At 49.1% G+C, this 19,483-nt stretch carries 14 protein-coding genes; 13 read left to right on the plus strand and 1 reads right to left on the minus strand.

The genetic code is table 11. The features are described from left to right. Nucleotides 1–26 precede the first annotated feature (26 nt). The 8 genes from murD to lpxC all read left to right on the plus strand — a co-directional run bounded on the left by murD (nucleotide 27) and on the right by lpxC (nucleotide 9,586). Entirely contained in the window at nucleotides 27–1,370 is a 1,344-nt protein-coding gene (gene murD, locus AC6R1A_RS03920) for a UDP-N-acetylmuramoyl-L-alanine--D-glutamate ligase (protein WP_500633945.1), read from the plus strand. A 13-nt stretch (nucleotides 1,371–1,383) separates the two neighbouring features. Beyond that, entirely contained in the window at nucleotides 1,384–2,577 is a 1,194-nt protein-coding gene (gene ftsW, locus AC6R1A_RS03925; protein WP_500631762.1) for a cell division protein FtsW, read from the plus strand. After that, complete coding sequence (gene murG / locus AC6R1A_RS03930; protein ID WP_500633944.1) at nucleotides 2,564–3,628, plus strand: undecaprenyldiphospho-muramoylpentapeptide beta-N-acetylglucosaminyltransferase; 1,065 nt, start codon at nucleotides 2,564–2,566, stop codon at nucleotides 3,626–3,628. The genes ftsW and murG overlap by 14 nt, the downstream gene beginning before the upstream one ends. 9 nt (nucleotides 3,629–3,637) lie before the next feature. Next, a complete protein-coding gene (gene murC / locus AC6R1A_RS03935; protein ID WP_334554346.1) occupies nucleotides 3,638–5,098 on the plus strand; it encodes a UDP-N-acetylmuramate--L-alanine ligase in 1,461 nt (486 codons plus the stop codon). A 179-nt stretch (nucleotides 5,099–5,277) separates the two neighbouring features. After that, on the plus strand, nucleotides 5,278–6,060 hold the full coding sequence (locus AC6R1A_RS03940; RefSeq protein WP_500633943.1) for a cell division protein FtsQ/DivIB: 783 nt from the start codon (nucleotides 5,278–5,280) through the stop codon (nucleotides 6,058–6,060). Next, complete coding sequence (ftsA, locus tag AC6R1A_RS03945; protein WP_487901317.1) at nucleotides 6,053–7,315, plus strand: cell division protein FtsA; 1,263 nt, start codon at nucleotides 6,053–6,055, stop codon at nucleotides 7,313–7,315. The genes AC6R1A_RS03940 and ftsA overlap by 8 nt, the downstream gene beginning before the upstream one ends. A 30-nt stretch (nucleotides 7,316–7,345) precedes the next feature. Next, on the plus strand, nucleotides 7,346–8,569 hold the full coding sequence (ftsZ, locus tag AC6R1A_RS03950) for a cell division protein FtsZ (RefSeq protein WP_500626517.1): 1,224 nt from the start codon (nucleotides 7,346–7,348) through the stop codon (nucleotides 8,567–8,569). A gap of 99 nt (nucleotides 8,570–8,668) precedes the next feature. Beyond that, entirely contained in the window at nucleotides 8,669–9,586 is a 918-nt protein-coding gene (lpxC, locus tag AC6R1A_RS03955; protein ID WP_487901315.1) for a UDP-3-O-acyl-N-acetylglucosamine deacetylase, read from the plus strand. 109 nt (nucleotides 9,587–9,695) lie between these two features. On the opposite strand, the gene AC6R1A_RS03960 is transcribed toward lpxC, so the two are convergent. After that, nucleotides 9,696–10,151 carry a DUF721 domain-containing protein gene (locus tag AC6R1A_RS03960; RefSeq protein WP_500633942.1) on the minus strand — a complete coding sequence of 152 codons (456 nt, stop codon included), beginning with the start codon at nucleotides 10,149–10,151 and terminating at the stop codon, nucleotides 9,696–9,698. A 322-nt stretch (nucleotides 10,152–10,473) separates the two neighbouring features. Between AC6R1A_RS03960 and secA the strand changes: the two genes are divergently transcribed. The 5 genes from secA to carB all read left to right on the plus strand — a co-directional run bounded on the left by secA (nucleotide 10,474) and on the right by carB (nucleotide 19,454). Beyond that, nucleotides 10,474–13,200 (plus strand): preprotein translocase subunit SecA, encoded by a 2,727-nt coding sequence (gene secA / locus AC6R1A_RS03965; RefSeq protein WP_500631759.1) that lies wholly within the window; start codon nucleotides 10,474–10,476, stop codon nucleotides 13,198–13,200. 93 nt (nucleotides 13,201–13,293) lie between these two features. Then, nucleotides 13,294–13,689: an 8-oxo-dGTP diphosphatase MutT gene (gene mutT, locus AC6R1A_RS03970; protein WP_500631758.1), complete on the plus strand. Its 396-nt coding sequence runs from the start codon at nucleotides 13,294–13,296 to the stop codon at nucleotides 13,687–13,689. Nucleotides 13,690–13,760: 71 nt separating this feature from the next. Beyond that, complete coding sequence (gene dapB / locus AC6R1A_RS03975) at nucleotides 13,761–14,570, plus strand: 4-hydroxy-tetrahydrodipicolinate reductase (protein ID WP_334554362.1); 810 nt, start codon at nucleotides 13,761–13,763, stop codon at nucleotides 14,568–14,570. A gap of 482 nt (nucleotides 14,571–15,052) precedes the next feature. Beyond that, nucleotides 15,053–16,210, plus strand: coding sequence for a glutamine-hydrolyzing carbamoyl-phosphate synthase small subunit (gene carA / locus AC6R1A_RS03980; protein WP_500633941.1), 1,158 nt, complete (start codon nucleotides 15,053–15,055; stop codon nucleotides 16,208–16,210). Between the two features lie 16 nt (nucleotides 16,211–16,226). Then, the gene (gene carB, locus AC6R1A_RS03985) at nucleotides 16,227–19,454 is read left to right on the plus strand and encodes a carbamoyl-phosphate synthase large subunit (RefSeq protein WP_500631756.1); all 3,228 of its coding nucleotides are present in this window, start codon (nucleotides 16,227–16,229) and stop codon (nucleotides 19,452–19,454) included. Nucleotides 19,455–19,483: the final 29 nt, after the last annotated feature.

The raw sequence follows: 19,483 nt of genomic DNA on the forward strand, positions 1-19,483 counted from the left end.
TCGCCAATAGGATAAAAGGAATGGCCATGCGCGAGTCTATTCATGCCAACCCCTCTCGATGGGAGTCGATTCACCACGTCGTCGTGGTTGGCTTGGGTATCACCGGTTTGTCGGTGGTGAATTACCTTAAGCGTTTACCGAATGCGCTCGACATTAAGGTGATCGATACGCGCCAGTGCCCGCCAGGTCAAGAGTCGCTGCCGAGTGATGTTGCATTGCACAGTGGTGGATGGCAAACGCAATGGCTAGAGCGTGCAGACTTGGTCGTGGTCAACCCGGGTATTGCGTTGGCGACGGCTGATATTCAGCAAGTAATTGCTAAAGGCACGCCAGTCGTGGGCGACATTGAGCTATTTGCTTGGCATGTCAGCAAACCGGTGATCGCGATTACTGGCTCGAATGGCAAAAGCACCGTCACGGATCTCACCGGTGTGGCGACGAACGCTGCGGGCGTCAAGACCGCCGTGGGTGGAAACATCGGCGTTCCCGCGCTGGATCTGCTAAAGCAAGAGGCGGATCTTTACGTTCTTGAACTGTCGAGTTTTCAATTAGAGACGACCTCTTCTTTGCATCTAGTGGCCGCGGCTTTTCTCAATCTGAGTGAAGACCATATGGACCGCTACTCTGGAATGGCGGCGTATCGTGCGGCCAAGCTACGCATTTTCGACCATGCTATCAAAGGGGTTGTGAATGCAGACGACAAGCAAACCTACCCAGAACACAACACTTGCGCGCTCGTGACGTTCTCGCTCAAGCAAGAGGCTGATTACCATTTACGCCAATCTCAAGGTCGTGACTGGATTGTGTTTCAAGATAGCCCTATTTTAGCGACCGATGAGCTTGCTCTGGTGGGCCAGCACAATGTTGCGAATGTGATGGTGGTACTGGCGCTGCTGAATCAAGCGGGTATAGAGCTCCAGGGAGCCTTACCGGCTATCAAGGCTTATCAAGGTTTAACACATCGTTGCCAAGTGGTGGCTGACAAACGCGGCGTTAAGTGGGTCAATGATTCTAAAGCGACCAATGTTGCCAGTACGTTGGCGGCGCTATCTGGACTATCCTTGACAGGACGACTCTACCTACTTGTCGGCGGTGTCGGTAAAGGGGCAGATTTTTCCGAATTGGTATCGCCACTGTCGAAGCTCAACGTGCAGCTTTGCTGCTTTGGCGTGGATGGTGAGGCGTTTATGCCCTTGCATCCTAGTGCCAAACGATTTGACCGTATGAGTGATGTGATTGAGTGGGTTGCCCCTCAGCTCAGCGAGGGTGACATGGTGATGCTTTCACCGGCTTGTGCGAGCTTTGATCAGTTCAACAACTTTATGGCGCGCGGTGATGCATTCCGCGAGCTTGCTCTCACCTACGCATAACAGCAAGGACGATATGCCGATTTCCAGTGCCATCCACAGAGTGCAACATTGGCTCACCAGTGACAGCCCAGACTCACTGTACGATCGACAATTGGTCTGGATTGCGCTTGGGTTAATGTTGACAGGTTTGGTGATGGTGACATCCGCATCGTTTCCTATCAGTTCGCGTCTTACTGACCAGCCTTTCCACTTTATGTTTCGCCATGCGCTTTTTCTTGTCCTCGCGCTCGGAACGTCCGCGGTTATTTTACAAGTCCCGATGCGCAAATGGCTCGACTACAGTACTTGGTTGCTGCTGTTGTCTATTTTCTTGCTGTGCGTGGTGCTGGTGGCGGGAAAATCGGTCAATGGCGCCTCACGTTGGATTCCGCTAGGACTGTTTAACTTACAGCCTGCCGAAGTGGCGAAATTGTCACTGTTTATTTTTATGTCCGGATACTTAGTGCGTAAACGCGATGAGGTTCAATCGAGCTTCTTTGGTGGGTTTATTAAGCCCATCATCGTATTTGGAACATTAGCCGGTTTGCTGCTTCTTCAGCCCGATTTAGGCACCGTTATCGTGATGTTGGTGACGCTGTTTGGCATGCTGTTTATCGCCGGAGCCAAGCTGACTCAGTTTCTTGCCTTGATGGTGGTCGGCATTTCAGCGGTAGTCGGATTGATTTGGATCGAGCCTTACCGCATGCGCCGCGTCACCTCGTTTCTCGACCCGTGGGAAGACCCTTTCGGCAGCGGTTACCAATTGACGCAGTCATTGATGGCTTTTGGCCGAGGTGAGTGGTTTGGTCAAGGCCTTGGTAATTCAATTCAAAAGCTCGAATACTTACCTGAAGCGCACACGGACTTTGTGTTTGCCGTGTTAGCGGAAGAGTTGGGCTTTGTTGGCGTTGTGCTCGTGCTAATGCTGATTTTTAGCTTGGTGATCAAAGCCATTTTTATTGGCAGAAAAGCGTTTGAGAACCAGCATCTTTTTGGCGGCTATCTGGCATTTGGTATCGGCATTTGGTTTGCGTTTCAAACCTTAGTCAATGTCGGTGCGGCGGCCGGTATGGTGCCGACCAAAGGTCTCACCTTGCCGCTTATCAGTTACGGCGGATCTAGCTTGATTATCATGGCGGTGGCCGTCTCTATCTTACTTCGCATTGACTTCGAATGCCGGGTTGATGCGCCTGACTCAACACAGAAATCGAATAATGACTCAGACTAAAAAACTTATGGTCATGGCCGGTGGTACGGGCGGTCATGTTTTCCCTGGCTTAGCCGTTGCCAAAAAACTTCAGCAGCAAGGTTGGGAAATTCGCTGGCTAGGAACTGCGGATCGAATGGAAGCCGAGTTGGTACCCAAACACGGTATCGATATCGACTTTATCAAAGTCAAAGGCTTGCGTGGACAGGGGTTAGCGAAACTTCTCGCGGCGCCGTTTCAAATCATCAATGCGATCTTTCAGGCCAAAGCGCACATGAAACGCTGGCAACCGGATGTGGTATTGGGCATGGGCGGCTATGTCAGTGGCCCAGGTGGCGTGGCAGCGAAACTGTTGGGCATTCCAGTAGTACTGCACGAGCAAAATGCGGTTGCAGGTCTCACCAATCAATGGTTATCACGTATTGCGAGCAAGGTGTTTCAGGCGTTTCCGGGTGCATTTACTCATGCAGAAGTGGTGGGGAACCCCGTGCGTGAGGATGTGATTTCACTGCCAAGCCCAACAGTGCGCATGAGTGAGCGTAGCGATGAGATTCGTATTTTGGTTATGGGTGGCAGTCAAGGTGCGAGGATTTTAAATCAAACCTTACCTGAGGTGATGGCCAACCTAGGAAGTGGTTATCAAGTTCGTCATCAAGCGGGTAAAAATAACGCGGATTCTGTGAAAAAAGCCTATCAAGATCAAAACGTCGAGCAGGCTGAAGTGGTGGAATTCATCGATGATGTTGCTGCGGCATACGCTTGGGCCGATCTTCTGGTCTGCCGCTCTGGTGCGTTGACGGTGTCGGAAGTGTCAGCGGCGGGGGTCGGGGCGATTTTTATTCCCTTTATGCACAAAGATCGCCAACAAGCGTTGAACGCGGATCATCTGGTAGAATGCGGCGCCGCAAAAATGATTGAGCAGCCGGCGCTCAGTGTGGCGTCATTGACCGAAGGTATTCGCCATCTGAGCCGTGATGATCTTCTCTCTATGGCAGAGAAGGCACGCGCGGCCGCCAAACTGGACGCTGATACAGTGGTGGCAACGGCGATCATCGAACTGGCACAGAAATAGAGAACGATTATGACAATTCAACATACACAAGATTTGGCGCAGATTCGTGCCATGGTGCCAGAAATGCGCCGCGTGAAATGCATTCACTTTATCGGCATCGGTGGTGCGGGTATGAGTGGCATCGCAGAAGTGTTGCTCAACGAAGGCTACCAAATCACGGGGTCAGATATCGCAGAGAATCCGGTTACGCAGGGGCTCGCGCAAAAAGGGGCGACGATTTATATCGGTCACCATGCAGACAACGTCGCCAACGCCAGTGTGGTGGTTGTCTCTACTGCCATCAACGAGCAAAACCCAGAAATTAAGGCTGCCCGCGAAGCCCGTATCCCTGTGGTTCGCCGCGCAGAAATGTTGGCTGAGCTGATGCGTTTTCGTCACGGTATTGCGGTGGCGGGCACACATGGTAAAACCACGACAACGGCCTTGGTCACGCAGATTTATTCTGAAGAAGGCTTAGACCCGACGTTCGTCAACGGTGGCTTGGTCAAAAGCGCGGGAACCAATGCGCGACTGGGCTCTAGCCGTATCTTGATTGCGGAAGCGGACGAAAGCGACGCTTCGTTTCTCCATTTGCAGCCTATGGTCAGTATCGTTACCAATATTGAAGCGGATCATATGGACACCTATGGCGGCGATTTTGAAACGCTCAAACAAACGTTCATCGATTTCCTGCACAACCTGCCGTTTTATGGCCAAGCGATTTTGTGTGTCGATGACCCGGTCGTGCGTGAACTGATTCCTAAAGTGAGCCGCCAAGTGATTACTTACGGTTTTTCAGAAGATGCCGATGTGCGCATTGAAAACTATCGCCAAGAAGGCCAGCAGGGCAAGTTTACTGTCGTACGTAAACATCGCGCTAACCTAGACATTACCCTGAATATTCCGGGGCGCCATAATGCGCTCAATGCATCAGCGGCCATCGCCGTGGCAACGGAAGATGATGTCAGCGATGAGGCGATTTTACGCGCCATGGCAGGCACTCAAGGAACCGGCCGCCGCTTTGATCATCTAGGTGAGTTCGAAACTGGCAAGGGACATGCAATGCTGGTTGATGATTATGGCCACCACCCGACAGAAGTTGATGTGACCATTCAAGCCGCGAGAAACGGTTGGCAAGAAAAGCGCTTAGTGATGATCTTTCAGCCTCACCGTTACAGCAGAACGCGAGACCTCTACGATGATTTCGCCAACGTGCTGGAACAAGTGGATGTCTTGATCATGCTGGATGTCTATGCGGCAGGTGAAAAGCCCATTGCTGGTGCAGATGGTCGATCATTGTGCAGAACGATTCGTTCACGTGGCCGTATTGACCCAATTTTTGTCCCGGACAGCAGTACGTTACCTTCCGTTCTTGCGAATGTCTTACAAGACGGTGACTTAGTGCTTACTCAAGGGGCTGGGGATGTCGGTAAAGTGGCAAAACAGTTGGCGGCTTTTGAGTTAAATATCGATAAGATGCGTCAGGCGTAGATTTAAGGGTGAAAAATCGTGGTTTGATGCACTTTCTGTGTTTTAAGCGGCGATTTCTCACTTTCAGTATTTGATACTTTCAGTGACGCCAGTATAATCCGAAAGTTAAAATAAGTGCTTTTGCCTTATTGCAAAAGAAGATAGGGAAAATTGCGAACAAATAGCAAGGACTATGGACTTTGATTAAAAGTGCTTTTAATGAAAGCCGTCATCTAACCTCTTCCCCACTTGTTAAAAACCACGCGGTTGGCGGTGGGTTTTTACTGGTGGTTTTGCTGTTAATTGGCTCCCTTCTTTATTCGACGATTTCATGGATGTGGGATGACCAGCGTCTGCCACTCTCTAAAATTGTCTTGCAAGGTGAATTGCACTACGTCTCTGCCCTCGATGTCCAACGTGCTTTTGCGCATTTGGATCATGTCGGAACCTTTATGTCACAAGATATCAAGGTGTTGCAGACGATGGCTGAAGCGATCCCTTGGGTCTCTCACGCCTCAATACGCAAGCAATGGCCAGACACCGTCAAAGTGTTTCTTACTGAGCACCAAGCGGCGGCAATTTGGAATGGCAACGCATTGCTGAATGAGCAGGGAGACGTCTTCAATGGTGACATCAGCCAACTAGAAGAAGAGCGGGTAAAGCTCTACGGCCCACAGGGTACCAGCCAAGAAGTGTTGGACGTGTGGCGTCGAATTAGCCCGAAATTTACCGCGCTCAATTTGTCGATTACGTCCTTGGTGCAAAACGAGCGCCGAGCGTGGCAAATTATTCTAGATAACGGCATTCGTTTGGAATTGGGTAAAGAGTCGTTAGAGGAACGCATCAATCGATTTGTTTCTCTGTATCAAAATTTAGGTAGCGACACGTTAAGAGTGAGCTACATTGACCTCAGGTATGACACGGGAGCATCCGTTGGATGGTTCCCTGATCAAGAGTTAGAACAAGAGAGTACAGATGACTAAGACCGCTGATGACAACATTATTGTTGGTCTTGATATAGGCACTGCAACCGTATCGGCTCTGGTGGGCGAAGTATTGCCTGATGGTCAAATTAATATTATTGGCGCTGGGATTAGCCCGTCGCGTGGTATGGATAAAGGCGGAGTCAACGACCTAGAGTCGGTAGTGAAATCGGTTCAGCGCGCGGTGGACCAAGCGGAGTTGATGGCTGAGTGCCAAATTCGCAACGTCTACATTTCGCTGTCTGGTCGCCATATTGCTAGCCGTATCGAAAAGGGGATGGGCACTATCTCCGAAGAAGAAGTGTCACAAGAAGACATGGATCGTGCGATTCATACCGCTAAGTCTATTAAAATTGGCGATGAGCAGCGTATTTTGCATGTCATCCCACAAGAGTTTACGATCGACTACCAAGAGGGAATCAAAAATCCACTCGGTCTGTCAGGGGTGCGCATGGAAGTCAGCGTGCACCTCATCTCTTGCCACAATGATATGGCGAGAAACATTATTAAAGCGGTTGAGCGTTGCGGCTTAACGGTGGAGCATTTGGTCTACTCTGGCCTTGCGTCAAGTAATGCGGTCATTACAGAAGATGAGCGTGAACTCGGCGTGTGTGTGGTTGATATTGGTGCAGGCACCATGGATGTGGCCATCTGGACCGGCGGCGCATTACGTCACACTGAGGTCTTTTCTTACGCAGGAAATGCGGTGACTAGTGATATAGCCTTTGCATTTGGCACGCCAGTCAGCGATGCTGAAGAGATTAAAGTCAAATATGGCTGTGCAGTGAGTGAATTGGTCAGCAAAGATGACACAGTTAACGTTCCTAGCGTTGGAGGGCGTCCATCGCGAAGTTTACAACGTCAAACTCTATCTGAAGTGATAGAGCCTCGTTATACTGAGTTAATGGGTCTGGTGAACCAGACGATCGATACTGTTCAAGAAAGACTGCGTGAAGAGGGGATTAAACACCATCTTGCCGCAGGTGTGGTGCTCACAGGTGGCGCATCACAAATTGAAGGTTTGGTTGAGTGTGCGGAGCGCGTGTTCCGCAACCAAGTACGAGTTGGCAAGCCACTAGAGGTGAGCGGCTTAACGGATTATGTCAAAGAGCCGTATCATTCTACGGCTGTGGGTTTACTTCATTACGCGCGCGACAGTCAGGTAAATGATGAGACGGAATACAACGAGCCTTCTCGCCAGTCAGTTACCGGTTTTTTTGCTCGAGTGCGTAATTGGATACAAAAAGAGTTTTAACCTGAGCAGCAGGAAAAACGGAGATAACACATGTTTGAACCGATGATGGAAATGTCTGACGATGCAGTAATTAAAGTCGTTGGGGTTGGTGGCGGCGGCGGTAACGCTGTCGAACACATGGTGCGTGAATCCATCGAAGGTGTTGAGTTCATCAGTATCAATACTGATGCTCAGGCGCTTCGAAAAACCAGTGTCAGTAGTGTCATCCAAATTGGTGGCGACATGACAAAAGGTCTAGGTGCAGGGGCAAACCCGCAAGTAGGACGTGACGCTGCTCTTGAAGATAGAGAAAGAATTAAAGAAGAGTTGTCAGGTGCCGATATGGTATTTATCGCGGCCGGAATGGGCGGTGGTACTGGTACCGGTGCGGCACCTGTTATTGCAGAAGTGGCAAAAGAACTCGGTGTATTGACCGTCGCTGTAGTCACTAAGCCATTTAGCTTCGAAGGCAAAAAGCGCCTAGCGTTTGCTGAGCAAGGTATTGAAGAGCTCTCAAAGCATGTGGACTCGCTTATCACGATTCCCAATGAGAAATTGCTCAAGGTTCTTGGCCGAGGCATCACACTACTCGAAGCATTTGCAAGTGCAAATGACGTATTGAAAAACGCGGTACAAGGTATTGCTGAGCTTATCACTCGCCCTGGCATGATTAACGTCGACTTTGCGGATGTTCGCACTGTGATGTCGGAAATGGGTCACGCTATGATGGGCAGTGGTGTCGCGAAAGGTGAAGACCGTGCGGAAGAAGCGGCAGAGATGGCAATCTCTAGCCCACTGCTTGAAGATATTGATCTTGCGGGCGCTCGTGGCGTCTTGGTCAACATCACAGCGGGTCTGGATATGCGCCTCGATGAGTTCGAAACTGTGGGTAACACAGTTAAGGCGTTCGCTTCTGACAATGCAACTGTGGTGATTGGTACTTCTCTTGACCCAGACATGGCTGATGAAATCCGTGTCACCGTTGTAGCGACAGGTATCGGTAACGAGAAAAAGCCTGACATTACTCTGGTTGCGGGTGGCAAAGCGAAGCCGGTTACGCAAACTCAACCACAACAAACGGTGACGCCTCAAGCGAGCGTCAACAAAGTGGAAGAAAAAGCGGCACCATCTTTGCAAGAGAAACCACAAGTTTCACCTCAGCCGACGACGTCAGGTGTTGGCGGTGGGGCAAGCCAAAGCGCTGCTGCACCGAAAGCCGATAAAGAAAGTGGCTACTTAGATATTCCTGCTTTCCTACGTCGCCAAGCTGATTGATGGCATCCATAATTTGACACTGTTCGATTATGTGGTAGGATTCGCGGTCGATGTTAAAGATTGACCGCGTTTTGTGGCAATATTGTTGAGGCAAGGTAGATGATCAGACAACGTACTCTGAAAGAAATAGTGAAAACAACTGGTGTGGGTCTCCACTCTGGTCGTAAAGTCACGCTCACGCTACGCCCAGCTGCTGCAAATACTGGTATCATTTATCGCCGCACGGATTTAGAGCCAGCGGTCGACTTCCCTGCGAACCCAGACTCTGTGCGCGACACCAAATTGTGTACCGCTCTGGTTAATGACGCAGGTGTCCGTATTTCAACAGTTGAACACTTGAATGCTGCCCTTGCGGGAATGGGTATCGATAACGTTATCGTTGAAGTCGATGCGCCAGAAATCCCAATTATGGATGGCAGCGCAAGTCCATTCGTATTCTTGCTTCAACAAGCGGGTATCGAAGAGCAAAATGTCGCAAAACGTTTTATTCGTATCAAGAAACCTATCCGTTTTGAAGAAGAAGACAAGTGGGCGGAGTTTGTTCCGTTTAATGGCTTCCGTATGGATTTCGAAATCGAGTTTAATCACCCAGCTATTGATGCCGACGAGCAGCACTTGGTGTTTGATTTCTCGACAAACGGTTTTGTGAAAGAGATTTCACGAGCTCGTACCTTTGGATTCATGCGTGATATCGAATACCTCCAGTCTCAAAACTTGGTGTTGGGTGGCAGTTTTGACAACGCCATCGTACTGGATGAATACCGTATTCTGAACGAAGAAGGTCTACGCTTTGAAAATGAATTTGTGACGCACAAAGTGCTTGATGCCATTGGCGATCTGTACATGTGTGGTCACCCTATCATTGGCGAATTCCGAGCTTACAAATCGGGCCATGGTCTCAATAACCAACTGCTTCGTGCAGTCCTCGCAGACCAAGAAGCGTGGGAGTGGGTGACCTTTGAAGAAGAGGCACCAGCACCGATGGCTTTTGCAGAGCCTAATATGGTGCTTGCATAAAGCGCGGGTATTAAGCCAACAAGCTAAAAATTTTAAAGGCCAGATCGCAGGATCTGGCCTTTTTTGATCGCCCTAACAAATATCAGCCAAATATCAGTGTGGCGAAGTCCTACGACTTCTTGGCTAATTTCGCCAAGCTTTCAAGTCGTGCCTTTACTTTGGGCGAGGCGTTTGAGGCGATCATTTCAAGATAGCTCGCGGCAGTGGAAGAGATCGGATCCCTTTTGGGAGCTGACTGCTCGCCTTTCTCACTGGTTGATCGATATAGCTCTGGATTGATTTGTACGCTGACAGCGATCAGTCGAGCGAATCCCTGAGATCGTAATTGATTCAAAATATGCAGACGATCACGATCGATCTTCATTTTGATCCCTGCGCTAGCCACCTCGAGGATCAATTGCCCTTCACGGATGTTTGCCACCCGGCAATGCTTTTCCGTACCACGAGGCAAAATGGCCTGCAGTGCTCGGTTGATCAAGATGATCTCTTCAGCGTGTTGTTGCAGTGTCGACAAGCGAGATTGAGCGATGATGTCGTCGCCTAAAGTTGGGCGGTGGTCACGCATAGTAGGCCTTATATTGCTGGACGGTCTGTTTCATTCTAAGCGAAGCTCGTGCGAGTAGGTAGCACTGCATTGGATAAACTTACGTCATATAAGCACAAAAAATAAAGTGTGCTTCAAACAAATTACCTTGCTATTGGTTGTCAGGGTGAAAATTTCATAAGATAGGCGCCACTAAAATCAGTTCTAGCCTTGAATTCTAAAGTAAATAGCACAATATCTGAGGAAAGTGATTTATCTCAGTATTCTTAGTTTAAAACTGGTAGAGACTGAAGGCATTATAAGATGATCGGGCCCGATCTGAGTTAAGAGAGATTCATAGCAAATGATAACTAAGCTACTGACAAAGGTAATTGGCAGTCGCAACGACAGAACCCTGCGACGTCTGAGAAAAATAGTAAAAGAGATCAACAATTTTGAGCCGACGTTTGAGGCTCTATCTGATGAAGAGCTAAAACAAAAGACCGTCGAATTTCGTCAGCGTTTAGATCAAGGTGAGACACTAGACAGTCTGTTGCCTGAAGCTTTCGCGACGGTTCGTGAAGCATCAAAACGTTTGTATGGCATGCGCCACTTTGATGTTCAGCTTATCGGCGGCATGGTTCTGAATAACGGACAAATCGCTGAAATGCGTACTGGTGAAGGTAAAACACTCACCGCGACACTCCCTGCATACCTGAACGCGCTGCCAGGCAAAGGGGTTCATGTCGTGACCGTCAACGACTACCTCGCTAAGCGAGACGCAGAAACCAACCGACCGCTGTTTGAATTCCTCGGTATGACGGTAGGCGTTAACGTGCCGAACATGCCACCTCAAGAGAAAAAAGAAGCCTACAAAGCAGATATTCTTTACGGTACCAACAACGAATTCGGTTTTGACTACCTACGTGACAATATGGCGTTTCGCGCCGAAGACCGCGTTCAACGCGCGCGCTTTTTCGCTGTGGTCGATGAAGTTGACTCCATCTTGATTGATGAGGCGAGAACGCCGCTGATCATTTCTGGCCCTGCTGAAGATAGCTCTGAGCTGTACACTCGCATCAACACGCTCATCCCACAACTCCAGAAGCAAGATAAAGAAGATTCCGAAGAGTACCGTGGTGATGGTCACTACACGGTGGATGAGAAATCCAAGCAAGTGTATTTGACTGAAACCGGTCAAGAGTTTGTTGAAGAGTTAATGATTAAAAACGGCTTGATGGTCGAAGGTGACACCTTGTACTCACCGACGAACATCAGTCTACTGCACCATGTTAATGCTGCCTTGCGTGCGCACGTATTGTTTGAGAAGAACGTTGACTACATCGTCACTGAAGAGGGTGAAGTGGTGATCGTTGATGAACATACGGGTCGTACTATGCCTGGTCGCCGTTGGTCTGAAGGTCTACATCAAGCGGTGGAAGCGAAAGAAGGCGTTAAGATCCAAAACGAGAACCAAACGCTGGCGTCGATTACCTTCCAGAACTACTTCCGTCTCTACGAGAAACTGTCTGGTATGACGGGTACCGCAGATACAGAAGCGTTTGAATTCCAATCGATCTATGGTCTTGAAACCGTGGTTATCCCAACCAACAAGCCAATGATTCGTGATGATATGCCAGACATGGTTTATCGCACCGAGGCGGAGAAATTCGCTGCGATTATCGAAGACATCAAACAGCGCGTTGAAAAAGGTCAGCCAACGCTGGTGGGTACCGTATCGATTGAAAAATCAGAGCTACTTTCTAATGCGCTGAAGAAAGCGAAAATCAAGCACAACGTGCTTAACGCAAAATTCCACGAGAAAGAAGCAGAGATCGTCGCGGAAGCGGGCAAACCGGGTGCAGTCACCATCGCAACCAACATGGCGGGTCGTGGTACGGATATCGTCCTCGGCGGCAGTTGGCAGTCAAAAGTGGAGACACTGGACAACCCAACTCAAGAGCAAATTGACGCGATTAAAGCGGAATGGAAAGTCGTTCACGATCAAGTGCTGGAAGCTGGTGGCTTACACATTATCGGTACTGAGCGTCATGAATCACGTCGTATTGATAACCAGCTTCGTGGTCGTTCTGGTCGTCAAGGGGATGCAGGTTCGTCTCGTTTCTACCTATCGATGGAAGACTCACTGCTGCGTATCTTTACCTCGGATCGTATGGCTAGCCTTATCCAAAGTGGTATGGAAGAGGGTGAAGCAATCGAATCGAAAATGCTCTCACGTTCGATTGAAAAAGCGCAACGTAAAGTGGAAGGACGTAACTTCGATATTCGTAAGCAATTGCTGGAATACGATGACGTTGCGAATGACCAACGTAAAGTGGTGTATGAGTTGCGCGATGAGCTGATGAGCGCTGACGACATCAGTGACATGATTGAGCAAAACCGTGACGACGTGCTTAATGCTGTTATCGATGAGTACATCCCACCGCAATCGCTAGAAGATATGTGGGATGTGGACGGGCTTCAAGCACGTCTGAAAAATGACTTCGACCTTGATGCGCCGGTCAAGCAGTGGCTTGAAGAAGACGACAAACTGTATGAAGAAGCGCTGCGCGAGAAAATCATTGCCACCTCTATCTCTGTTTACAAAGAGAAAGAAGCCGTGGTGGGTGAGCAAGTGCTGCGCAACTTTGAAAAGTCAGTGATGTTGCAAACGCTCGATACCTTGTGGAAAGAGCATTTGGCTGCAATGGACCATTTGCGTCAGGGTATTCATTTACGTGGCTATGCGCAGAAGAACCCGAAACAAGAGTACAAACGTGAATCTTTCGAGCTCTTTGAAGGTCTTCTTGAAGCACTGAAATCTGACGTGATCACTGTCTTGTCTAAAGTTCGCGTTCAGCAGCAAGAAGAAGTGGAACGTATGGAAGCTCAGCGTCGAGCTCAAGCAGAAGAAGCGGCTCGTTTGGCACAAGCGCAACACGCGAGCGCCGATAACCCATTGAGTGATGACGACGCGAGTGATGATGCTCATCAGCCAATGGTGCGCGAAGAGCGTAAAGTGGGGCGAAATGAACCTTGCCCATGTGGCAGTGGTAAAAAATACAAACAGTGTCACGGTAAAATTGCGTAAGCGATTAACGTGAGATCTATAGGAAAAGAGTCGCTTTGGCGGCTCTTTTTGTATCCGCCTGATGGGTAGCAACAAGCAAATAGGAACCAGTCAATGAAACGTATTCATATCGTAGCGGCGATCATCTTCAACCAAGACAAATCGAAGATTTTTATCACCAAGCGTCCGGATGACAAACATAAGGGCGGCTTTTGGGAGTTTCCCGGCGGTAAAGTCGAAGCGGGGGAAAGTATAGAGCAAGCGATGGCGCGCGAGCTGGAAGAAGAAGTGGGGATTGTCGTGTTACATCAAACCCCGTTTGAACATCTTGAGTATGACTATCCGGATAAATCGCTCAAGTTTGATTTTATCTGTGTGCATGAGTTTTCTGGTGAGCCGTACGGCAAAGAAGGACAGCAAGGTGCCTGGGTGGCAATTGCAGATTTGAGTCACTACACCTTTCCGGAAGCAAATGTGCCGATTCTAAAGCGTGTCATTCAAGAGTTTTAATACTGGTTTCAAGCCGAGATTGTTGATAGTTTATTGGCACAAATGGAACAAGAACCAAGGAGTTTTTTGCAATGGTCAGAATTGCAGTTGCGGGTGCGGCCGGTCGAATGGGTCGTAACTTAGTCAGAGCGACATTTTTAAATCAAGACGCCCGTGTTGGTGCAGGATCCGAGCGTCCGGAATCTTCTTTGGTGGGTGTCGATGTCGGCGAACTGTGCGGAGAGGGCAAATTTGATGTCGTGCTGACGGATGATCTTGCCAAAGAGATCGACAACTTTGATGTCATTATCGATTTTACGGCACCGGCGAGCACGCTAGCGAATTTAGAACTTTGCCGTCAGCATGGCAAAAGCATTGTGATTGGCACCACTGGTTTTAGTGAGCAAGAGAGAGCGACTATTGATGAGATTGCTCAGAGCGTTCCTGTCGTGATGGCGCCTAACTACTCTGTTGGGGTTAACCTTGTGTTCAAACTGCTTGAAAAGGCAGCCAAAGTGATGGGCGATTACTGCGACATTGAAATCGTTGAAGCGCACCACCGTCATAAAGTGGATGCGCCTTCCGGTACCGCAATTGGTATGGGAGAAGCCATTGCTGGCGCTATGGGTAACCAGCTCAGCGATGTTGCTGTGTATGCTCGTGAAGGTATTACCGGCGAGCGAACCAAAGATGAGATCGGTTTTGCCACCATTCGCGCAGGCGATATTGTCGGCGAACACACGGCGATGTTTGCTGATATTGGTGAGCGTGTAGAGATCACTCATAAAGCGACGGACAGAATGACCTTTGCCAATGGTGCGGTCAAAGCTGCCGTCTGGCTTAGCCAAAAATCCCCTGGTTTTTATACCATGACGGATGTCCTAGGACTCAATGAACTGTAAATAAATAATTATGCGCTGGGCTTGCCCGGCGTTTTTTATATATGTGCGTTGAAAGAGAATGAGTTAACTTCAGGCTATGCTCTTTTTTCTTTAAGTTTTATTGTTTATTTTCGTGACTTGGTGTTGGTTTTGTCTTTAATGTCTTTAAAGTTTGTATTTGCTTCCGATGTTGAACGTTTGCGTAAGAGCGAAGAAAAAAAGTGTGATCTGATACAGGTGACACAAAGAGAGATTTTGAGTTTTTTGAATTGAAATCGATTACTCATTTACAAAAGTTGTTCTTTTAGGCCTTTTGGGCTGTTTTTTGTCTAAAGAGCCCTAAAGTTTCGGTGTTTTTTTACGTGTGTGTTGACACATGTCACAGGCCTCATTAGAATACCGCCAATTTGTCTGAAATACCTAAAACCGCTTTTTTATTGCGCACAGGAAGGCAAATTTGCAGTTAAATTTATTATTTTTGCATTTTTATTCTGGAGGTTGTCTTGAGTAAATCAGCACTGTTAGTCCTAGAAGATGGGACAGTGTTCCGCGGAGTTTCCATTGGAGCAGATGGGTCGTCCGTTGGTGAAGTTGTTTTTAATACCTCGATGACGGGGTACCAAGAAATCCTCACTGATCCTTCCTATTCCCAGCAGATCGTCACCCTTACTTACCCACATATTGGTAACACCGGTACCAATACCGAAGATGAAGAATCTTCTTCAATTCATGCACAAGGCCTTGTGATTCGCGATCTTCCTCTTATCGCATCAAACTTCCGTAGTGAACAAACGCTTTCTGATTACCTAAAGTCGCAAAACATTGTCGGCATTGCGGATATTGATACTCGTAAACTGACGCGTATTTTGCGTGAGAAGGGCGCTCAGAACGGTTGTATCATCGCGGGTGACAATCTCGATCAGGCATTAGCGCTAGCGAAAGCAAAAGAGTTTCCTGGCCTAAAAGGTATGGACTTGGCCAAAGTGGTGTCAACCAAAGAAGCGTACGTATGGAATCAAGGTTCTTGGACGCTAGAAAGTGGATTGCCAGAAGCGAAAGCAGAGAGCGAGCTGCCTTACCACGTTGTCGCGTACGACTTCGGCGCTAAGCGTAACATCCTACGTATGTTGGTTGATCGTGGCTGCCGTCTAACGGTCGTGCCTGCAGAGACCAGTGCAGAAGAGGTATTGGCACTCAACCCAGATGGCTTATTCCTATCTAATGGCCCTGGTGACCCAGAACCGTGTACTTACGCGATTGAAGCGACCAAGGTTTTCCTAGAAAAAGGCCTACCTATCTTTGGCATTTGTCTTGGTCACCAAATTCTTGCTCTTGCCTCTGGTGCGAAGACAGTGAAGATGAAGTTTGGTCACCACGGTGCTAACCACCCGGTGAAAGACTTAGACCGTAACGTTGTGATGATCACGTCTCAGAACCACGGTTTCGCGGCAGATGAAGCGACACTCCCTGAGAACCTACGTGCTACTCACGTGTCACTATTTGATGGCTCTCTACAAGGTATCCACCGTACTGACAAGCCAGCATTTAGCTTCCAAGGTCACCCAGAAGCAAGCCCAGGTCCACACGACGCGGCGCCGCTCTTTGACCATTTTATCGAACTGATCAAACAGTCTATTTCAGACACGCAAAACATCGCTTAATTCGGAGTAGTAGAGAATGCCAAAACGTACTGACTTAAAAAGTATTCTAATTCTAGGTGCAGGCCCGATTGTTATCGGTCAAGCATGTGAGTTTGACTACTCTGGTGCACAAGCGTGTAAAGCACTGCGTGAAGAGGGTTACCGAGTCATCCTTGTTAACTCTAACCCTGCGACCATCATGACTGACCCAGACATGGCCGATGCGACTTACATCGAGCCAATCCAATGGGAAGTGGTTCGCAAGATCATCGAGAAAGAACGCCCGGATGCCGTACTACCAACAATGGGTGGTCAAACAGCGCTGAACTGTGCACTAGACCTTGAAAAACACGGCGTGCTTGCTGAGTTCGGCGTAGAAATGATCGGCGCAACCGCTGATGCTATCGACAAAGCGGAAGACCGTTCACGTTTCGATAAAGCGATGAAGTCTATTGGCCTTGAGTGTCCTCGCGCGGACACGGCGAAAACCATGGAAGAAGCGTACAAAGTGCTCGATATGGTGGGCTTCCCTTGTATCATCCGTCCGTCATTCACTATGGGTGGTACGGGTGGTGGTATCGCTTATAACAAAGAAGAGTTCGAAGAGATTTGTCGTCGTGGCCTAGACCTGTCGCCAACTAACGAACTTCTCATCGATGAGTCACTGATCGGTTGGAAAGAGTACGAGATGGAAGTGGTTCGCGACAAAGCGGACAACTGTATCATCGTATGTGCTATCGAGAACTTCGACCCAATGGGCATCCACACCGGTGACTCCATCACTGTCGCACCCGCACAGACTTTGACTGATAAAGAGTACCAGTTGATGCGTAATGCCTCTCTAGCGGTACTGCGCGAAATTGGCGTTGAGACAGGTGGTTCAAACGTACAGTTTGGTATCAACCCGAAAGATGGCCGTATGGTTATCATCGAGATGAACCCACGTGTATCGCGCTCGTCTGCGCTTGCGTCTAAAGCAACAGGTTTCCCAATCGCTAAGATTGCCGCGAAACTGGCGGTTGGCTTTACCCTTGACGAGCTACAAAACGACATCACGGGCGGTGCAACGCCAGCATCATTCGAACCTACCATCGATTACGTCGTGACTAAGATTCCTCGTTTTAACTTCGAGAAGTTTGCCGGTTCGAACGACCGTCTGACGACTCAGATGAAGTCTGTGGGCGAGGTGATGGCGATTGGCCGCAACCAACAAGAGTCGCTGCAAAAAGCACTTCGTGGCCTTGAAGTTGGCGTGAATGGCTTTGACGAAATGGTTGATCTTGATGCGCCTGACGCACTCACCACCATTCGTCACGAACTCAAAGAAGCGGGCGCTGAGCGTATTTGGTACATCGCTGATGCATTCCGTGCAGGCATGTCGGTAGAAGGCGTATTCAATCTCACCAACATCGATCGTTGGTTCCTAGTTCAGATTGAAGAACTCGTTAATCTAGAAAACCAAGTTAAAGCAGGCGGTTTTGCTGGCTTAACCGAAGACGTGTTGCGTGTGATGAAGCGTAAAGGCTTCTCAGATGCGCGTTTGTCAGCACTGCTTGGTGTGTCTGAAAGCGAAATTCGTCGTCTGCGCGATCAGTTCGATATTCACCCTGTTTACAAGCGCGTAGATACCTGTGCGGCGGAGTTCTCCTCTGACACAGCGTACATGTACTCCTCTTACGATGAAGAGTGTGAAGCGAACCCGACTGACAAAGACAAGATCATGGTGCTGGGTGGCGGTCCAAACCGTATCGGCCAAGGTATCGAGTTTGATTACTGCTGTGTACACGCCTCTCTTGCCCTTCGCGAAGATGGTTACGAGACCATCATGGTTAACTGTAACCCTGAGACAGTATCCACCGATTACGATACCTCTGACCGTCTCTACTTCGAACCTGTGACGTTGGAAGATGTTCTGTCTATCGTTCGTGTTGAGAAGCCAAAAGGTGTGATCGTTCAATACGGTGGTCAAACGCCACTGAAACTCGCACGAGCGCTAGAAGCGGCAGGTGTGCCAATTATCGGTACCAGCCCAGATGCGATTGACCGTGCAGAAGACCGTGAGCGTTTCCAAGCAGCGGTTGAGCGTCTAGGTCTAAAACAGCCAGAAAACGCGACAGTCACCACAATGGAACAAGCGATCGAGAAGTCGAAAGACATCGGTTTCCCATTGGTCGTTCGCCCATCTTACGTACTGGGTGGCCGCGCGATGGAAATCGTCTACGATGAGCAAGACTTGCGTCGTTACTTCAACGAAGCAGTCAGCGTATCGAACGAATCTCCAGTCCTACTTGACCGCTTCCTTGATGACGCAACGGAAGTCGACGTGGATGCCATCTGTGACGGTGAGCGCGTTGTGATCGGCGGTATCATGGAGCACATCGAGCAAGCGGGTGTTCACTCAGGCGACTCTGCGTGTTCTCTACCGGCTTACACCTTGAGTCAAGAGATTCAAGATGTGATGCGTGAGCAAGTTGAGAAGTTGGCGTTCGAGTTGGGTGTTCGCGGCTTGATGAATACGCAGTTCGCTGTGAAAGACAACGAAGTGTACCTCATCGAAGTTAACCCTCGCGCTGCGCGTACCGTACCATTCGTGTCAAAAGCGACGGGTGCTCCACTGGCGAAAATCGCGGCACGTGTGATGGCTGGACAATCTCTAGAGTCTCAAGGCTTTACCAAAGAGATCATCCCACCATACTACTCAGTGAAAGAAGTGGTGTTGCCATTCAACAAGTTCCCTGGCGTCGACCCACTGCTTGGCCCTGAAATGCGCTCTACTGGCGAAGTCATGGGCGTGGGTGCGACATTCGCTGAAGCGTATGCGAAAGCAGAATTGGGTTGTGGTAACGTCTACCCAGAAGGTGGCCGAGCGCTTCTTTCTGTTCGTGAAGGCGATAAGCAACGCGTGGTTGACCTAGCGTCTAAGCTAGTAAAACTCGGTTACCAGTTGGATGCGACGCACGGCACTGCAGTGATTCTTGGTGAAGCGGGTATCAACCCTCGCTTGGTGAACAAGGTGCACGAAGGTCGTCCTCACATTCTTGACCGTATCAAGAACAATGAGTACACCTACATCGTTAACACGGCGGCAGGTCGCCAAGCGATTGAAGACTCAAAAGTACTTCGTCGTGGCGCATTGGCAGAGAAAGTGAACTACACCACAACGCTAAACGCAGCGTTTGCAACGTGCATGTCTCACACCGCGGATGCATGTGCATCGGTCACTTCTGTACAAGAGCTGCACGCAAAAATCGCTGAAAACGCCTAATCGTTTGATTCGACAATAGGCTCAGTGAT

The organism is Vibrio sp. R10-SG3-ISO3, from assembly GCF_059834225.1.

Bases quoted from the DNA above. Each gene is read 5' to 3' on its own strand.
- murD (WP_500633945.1), top strand. From the start codon at position 27: ATGCGCGAGTCTATTCATGCCAACCCCTCTCGATGGGAGTCGATTCAC.
- ftsW (WP_500631762.1), top strand. From the start codon at position 1,384: ATGCCGATTTCCAGTGCCATCCACAGAGTGCAACATTGGCTCACCAGT.
- AC6R1A_RS03960 (WP_500633942.1), bottom strand. From the start codon at position 10,151: ATGCGTGACCACCGCCCAACTTTAGGCGACGACATCATCGCTCAATCT.
- lpxC (WP_487901315.1), top strand. From the start codon at position 8,669: ATGATCAGACAACGTACTCTGAAAGAAATAGTGAAAACAACTGGTGTG.
- mutT (WP_500631758.1), top strand. From the start codon at position 13,294: ATGAAACGTATTCATATCGTAGCGGCGATCATCTTCAACCAAGACAAA.
- ftsA (WP_487901317.1), top strand. From the start codon at position 6,053: ATGACTAAGACCGCTGATGACAACATTATTGTTGGTCTTGATATAGGC.
- murC (WP_334554346.1), top strand. From the start codon at position 3,638: ATGACAATTCAACATACACAAGATTTGGCGCAGATTCGTGCCATGGTG.
- murG (WP_500633944.1), top strand. From the start codon at position 2,564: ATGACTCAGACTAAAAAACTTATGGTCATGGCCGGTGGTACGGGCGGT.
- ftsZ (WP_500626517.1), top strand. From the start codon at position 7,346: ATGTTTGAACCGATGATGGAAATGTCTGACGATGCAGTAATTAAAGTC.
- carB (WP_500631756.1), top strand. From the start codon at position 16,227: ATGCCAAAACGTACTGACTTAAAAAGTATTCTAATTCTAGGTGCAGGC.
- secA (WP_500631759.1), top strand. From the start codon at position 10,474: ATGATAACTAAGCTACTGACAAAGGTAATTGGCAGTCGCAACGACAGA.
- dapB (WP_334554362.1), top strand. From the start codon at position 13,761: ATGGTCAGAATTGCAGTTGCGGGTGCGGCCGGTCGAATGGGTCGTAAC.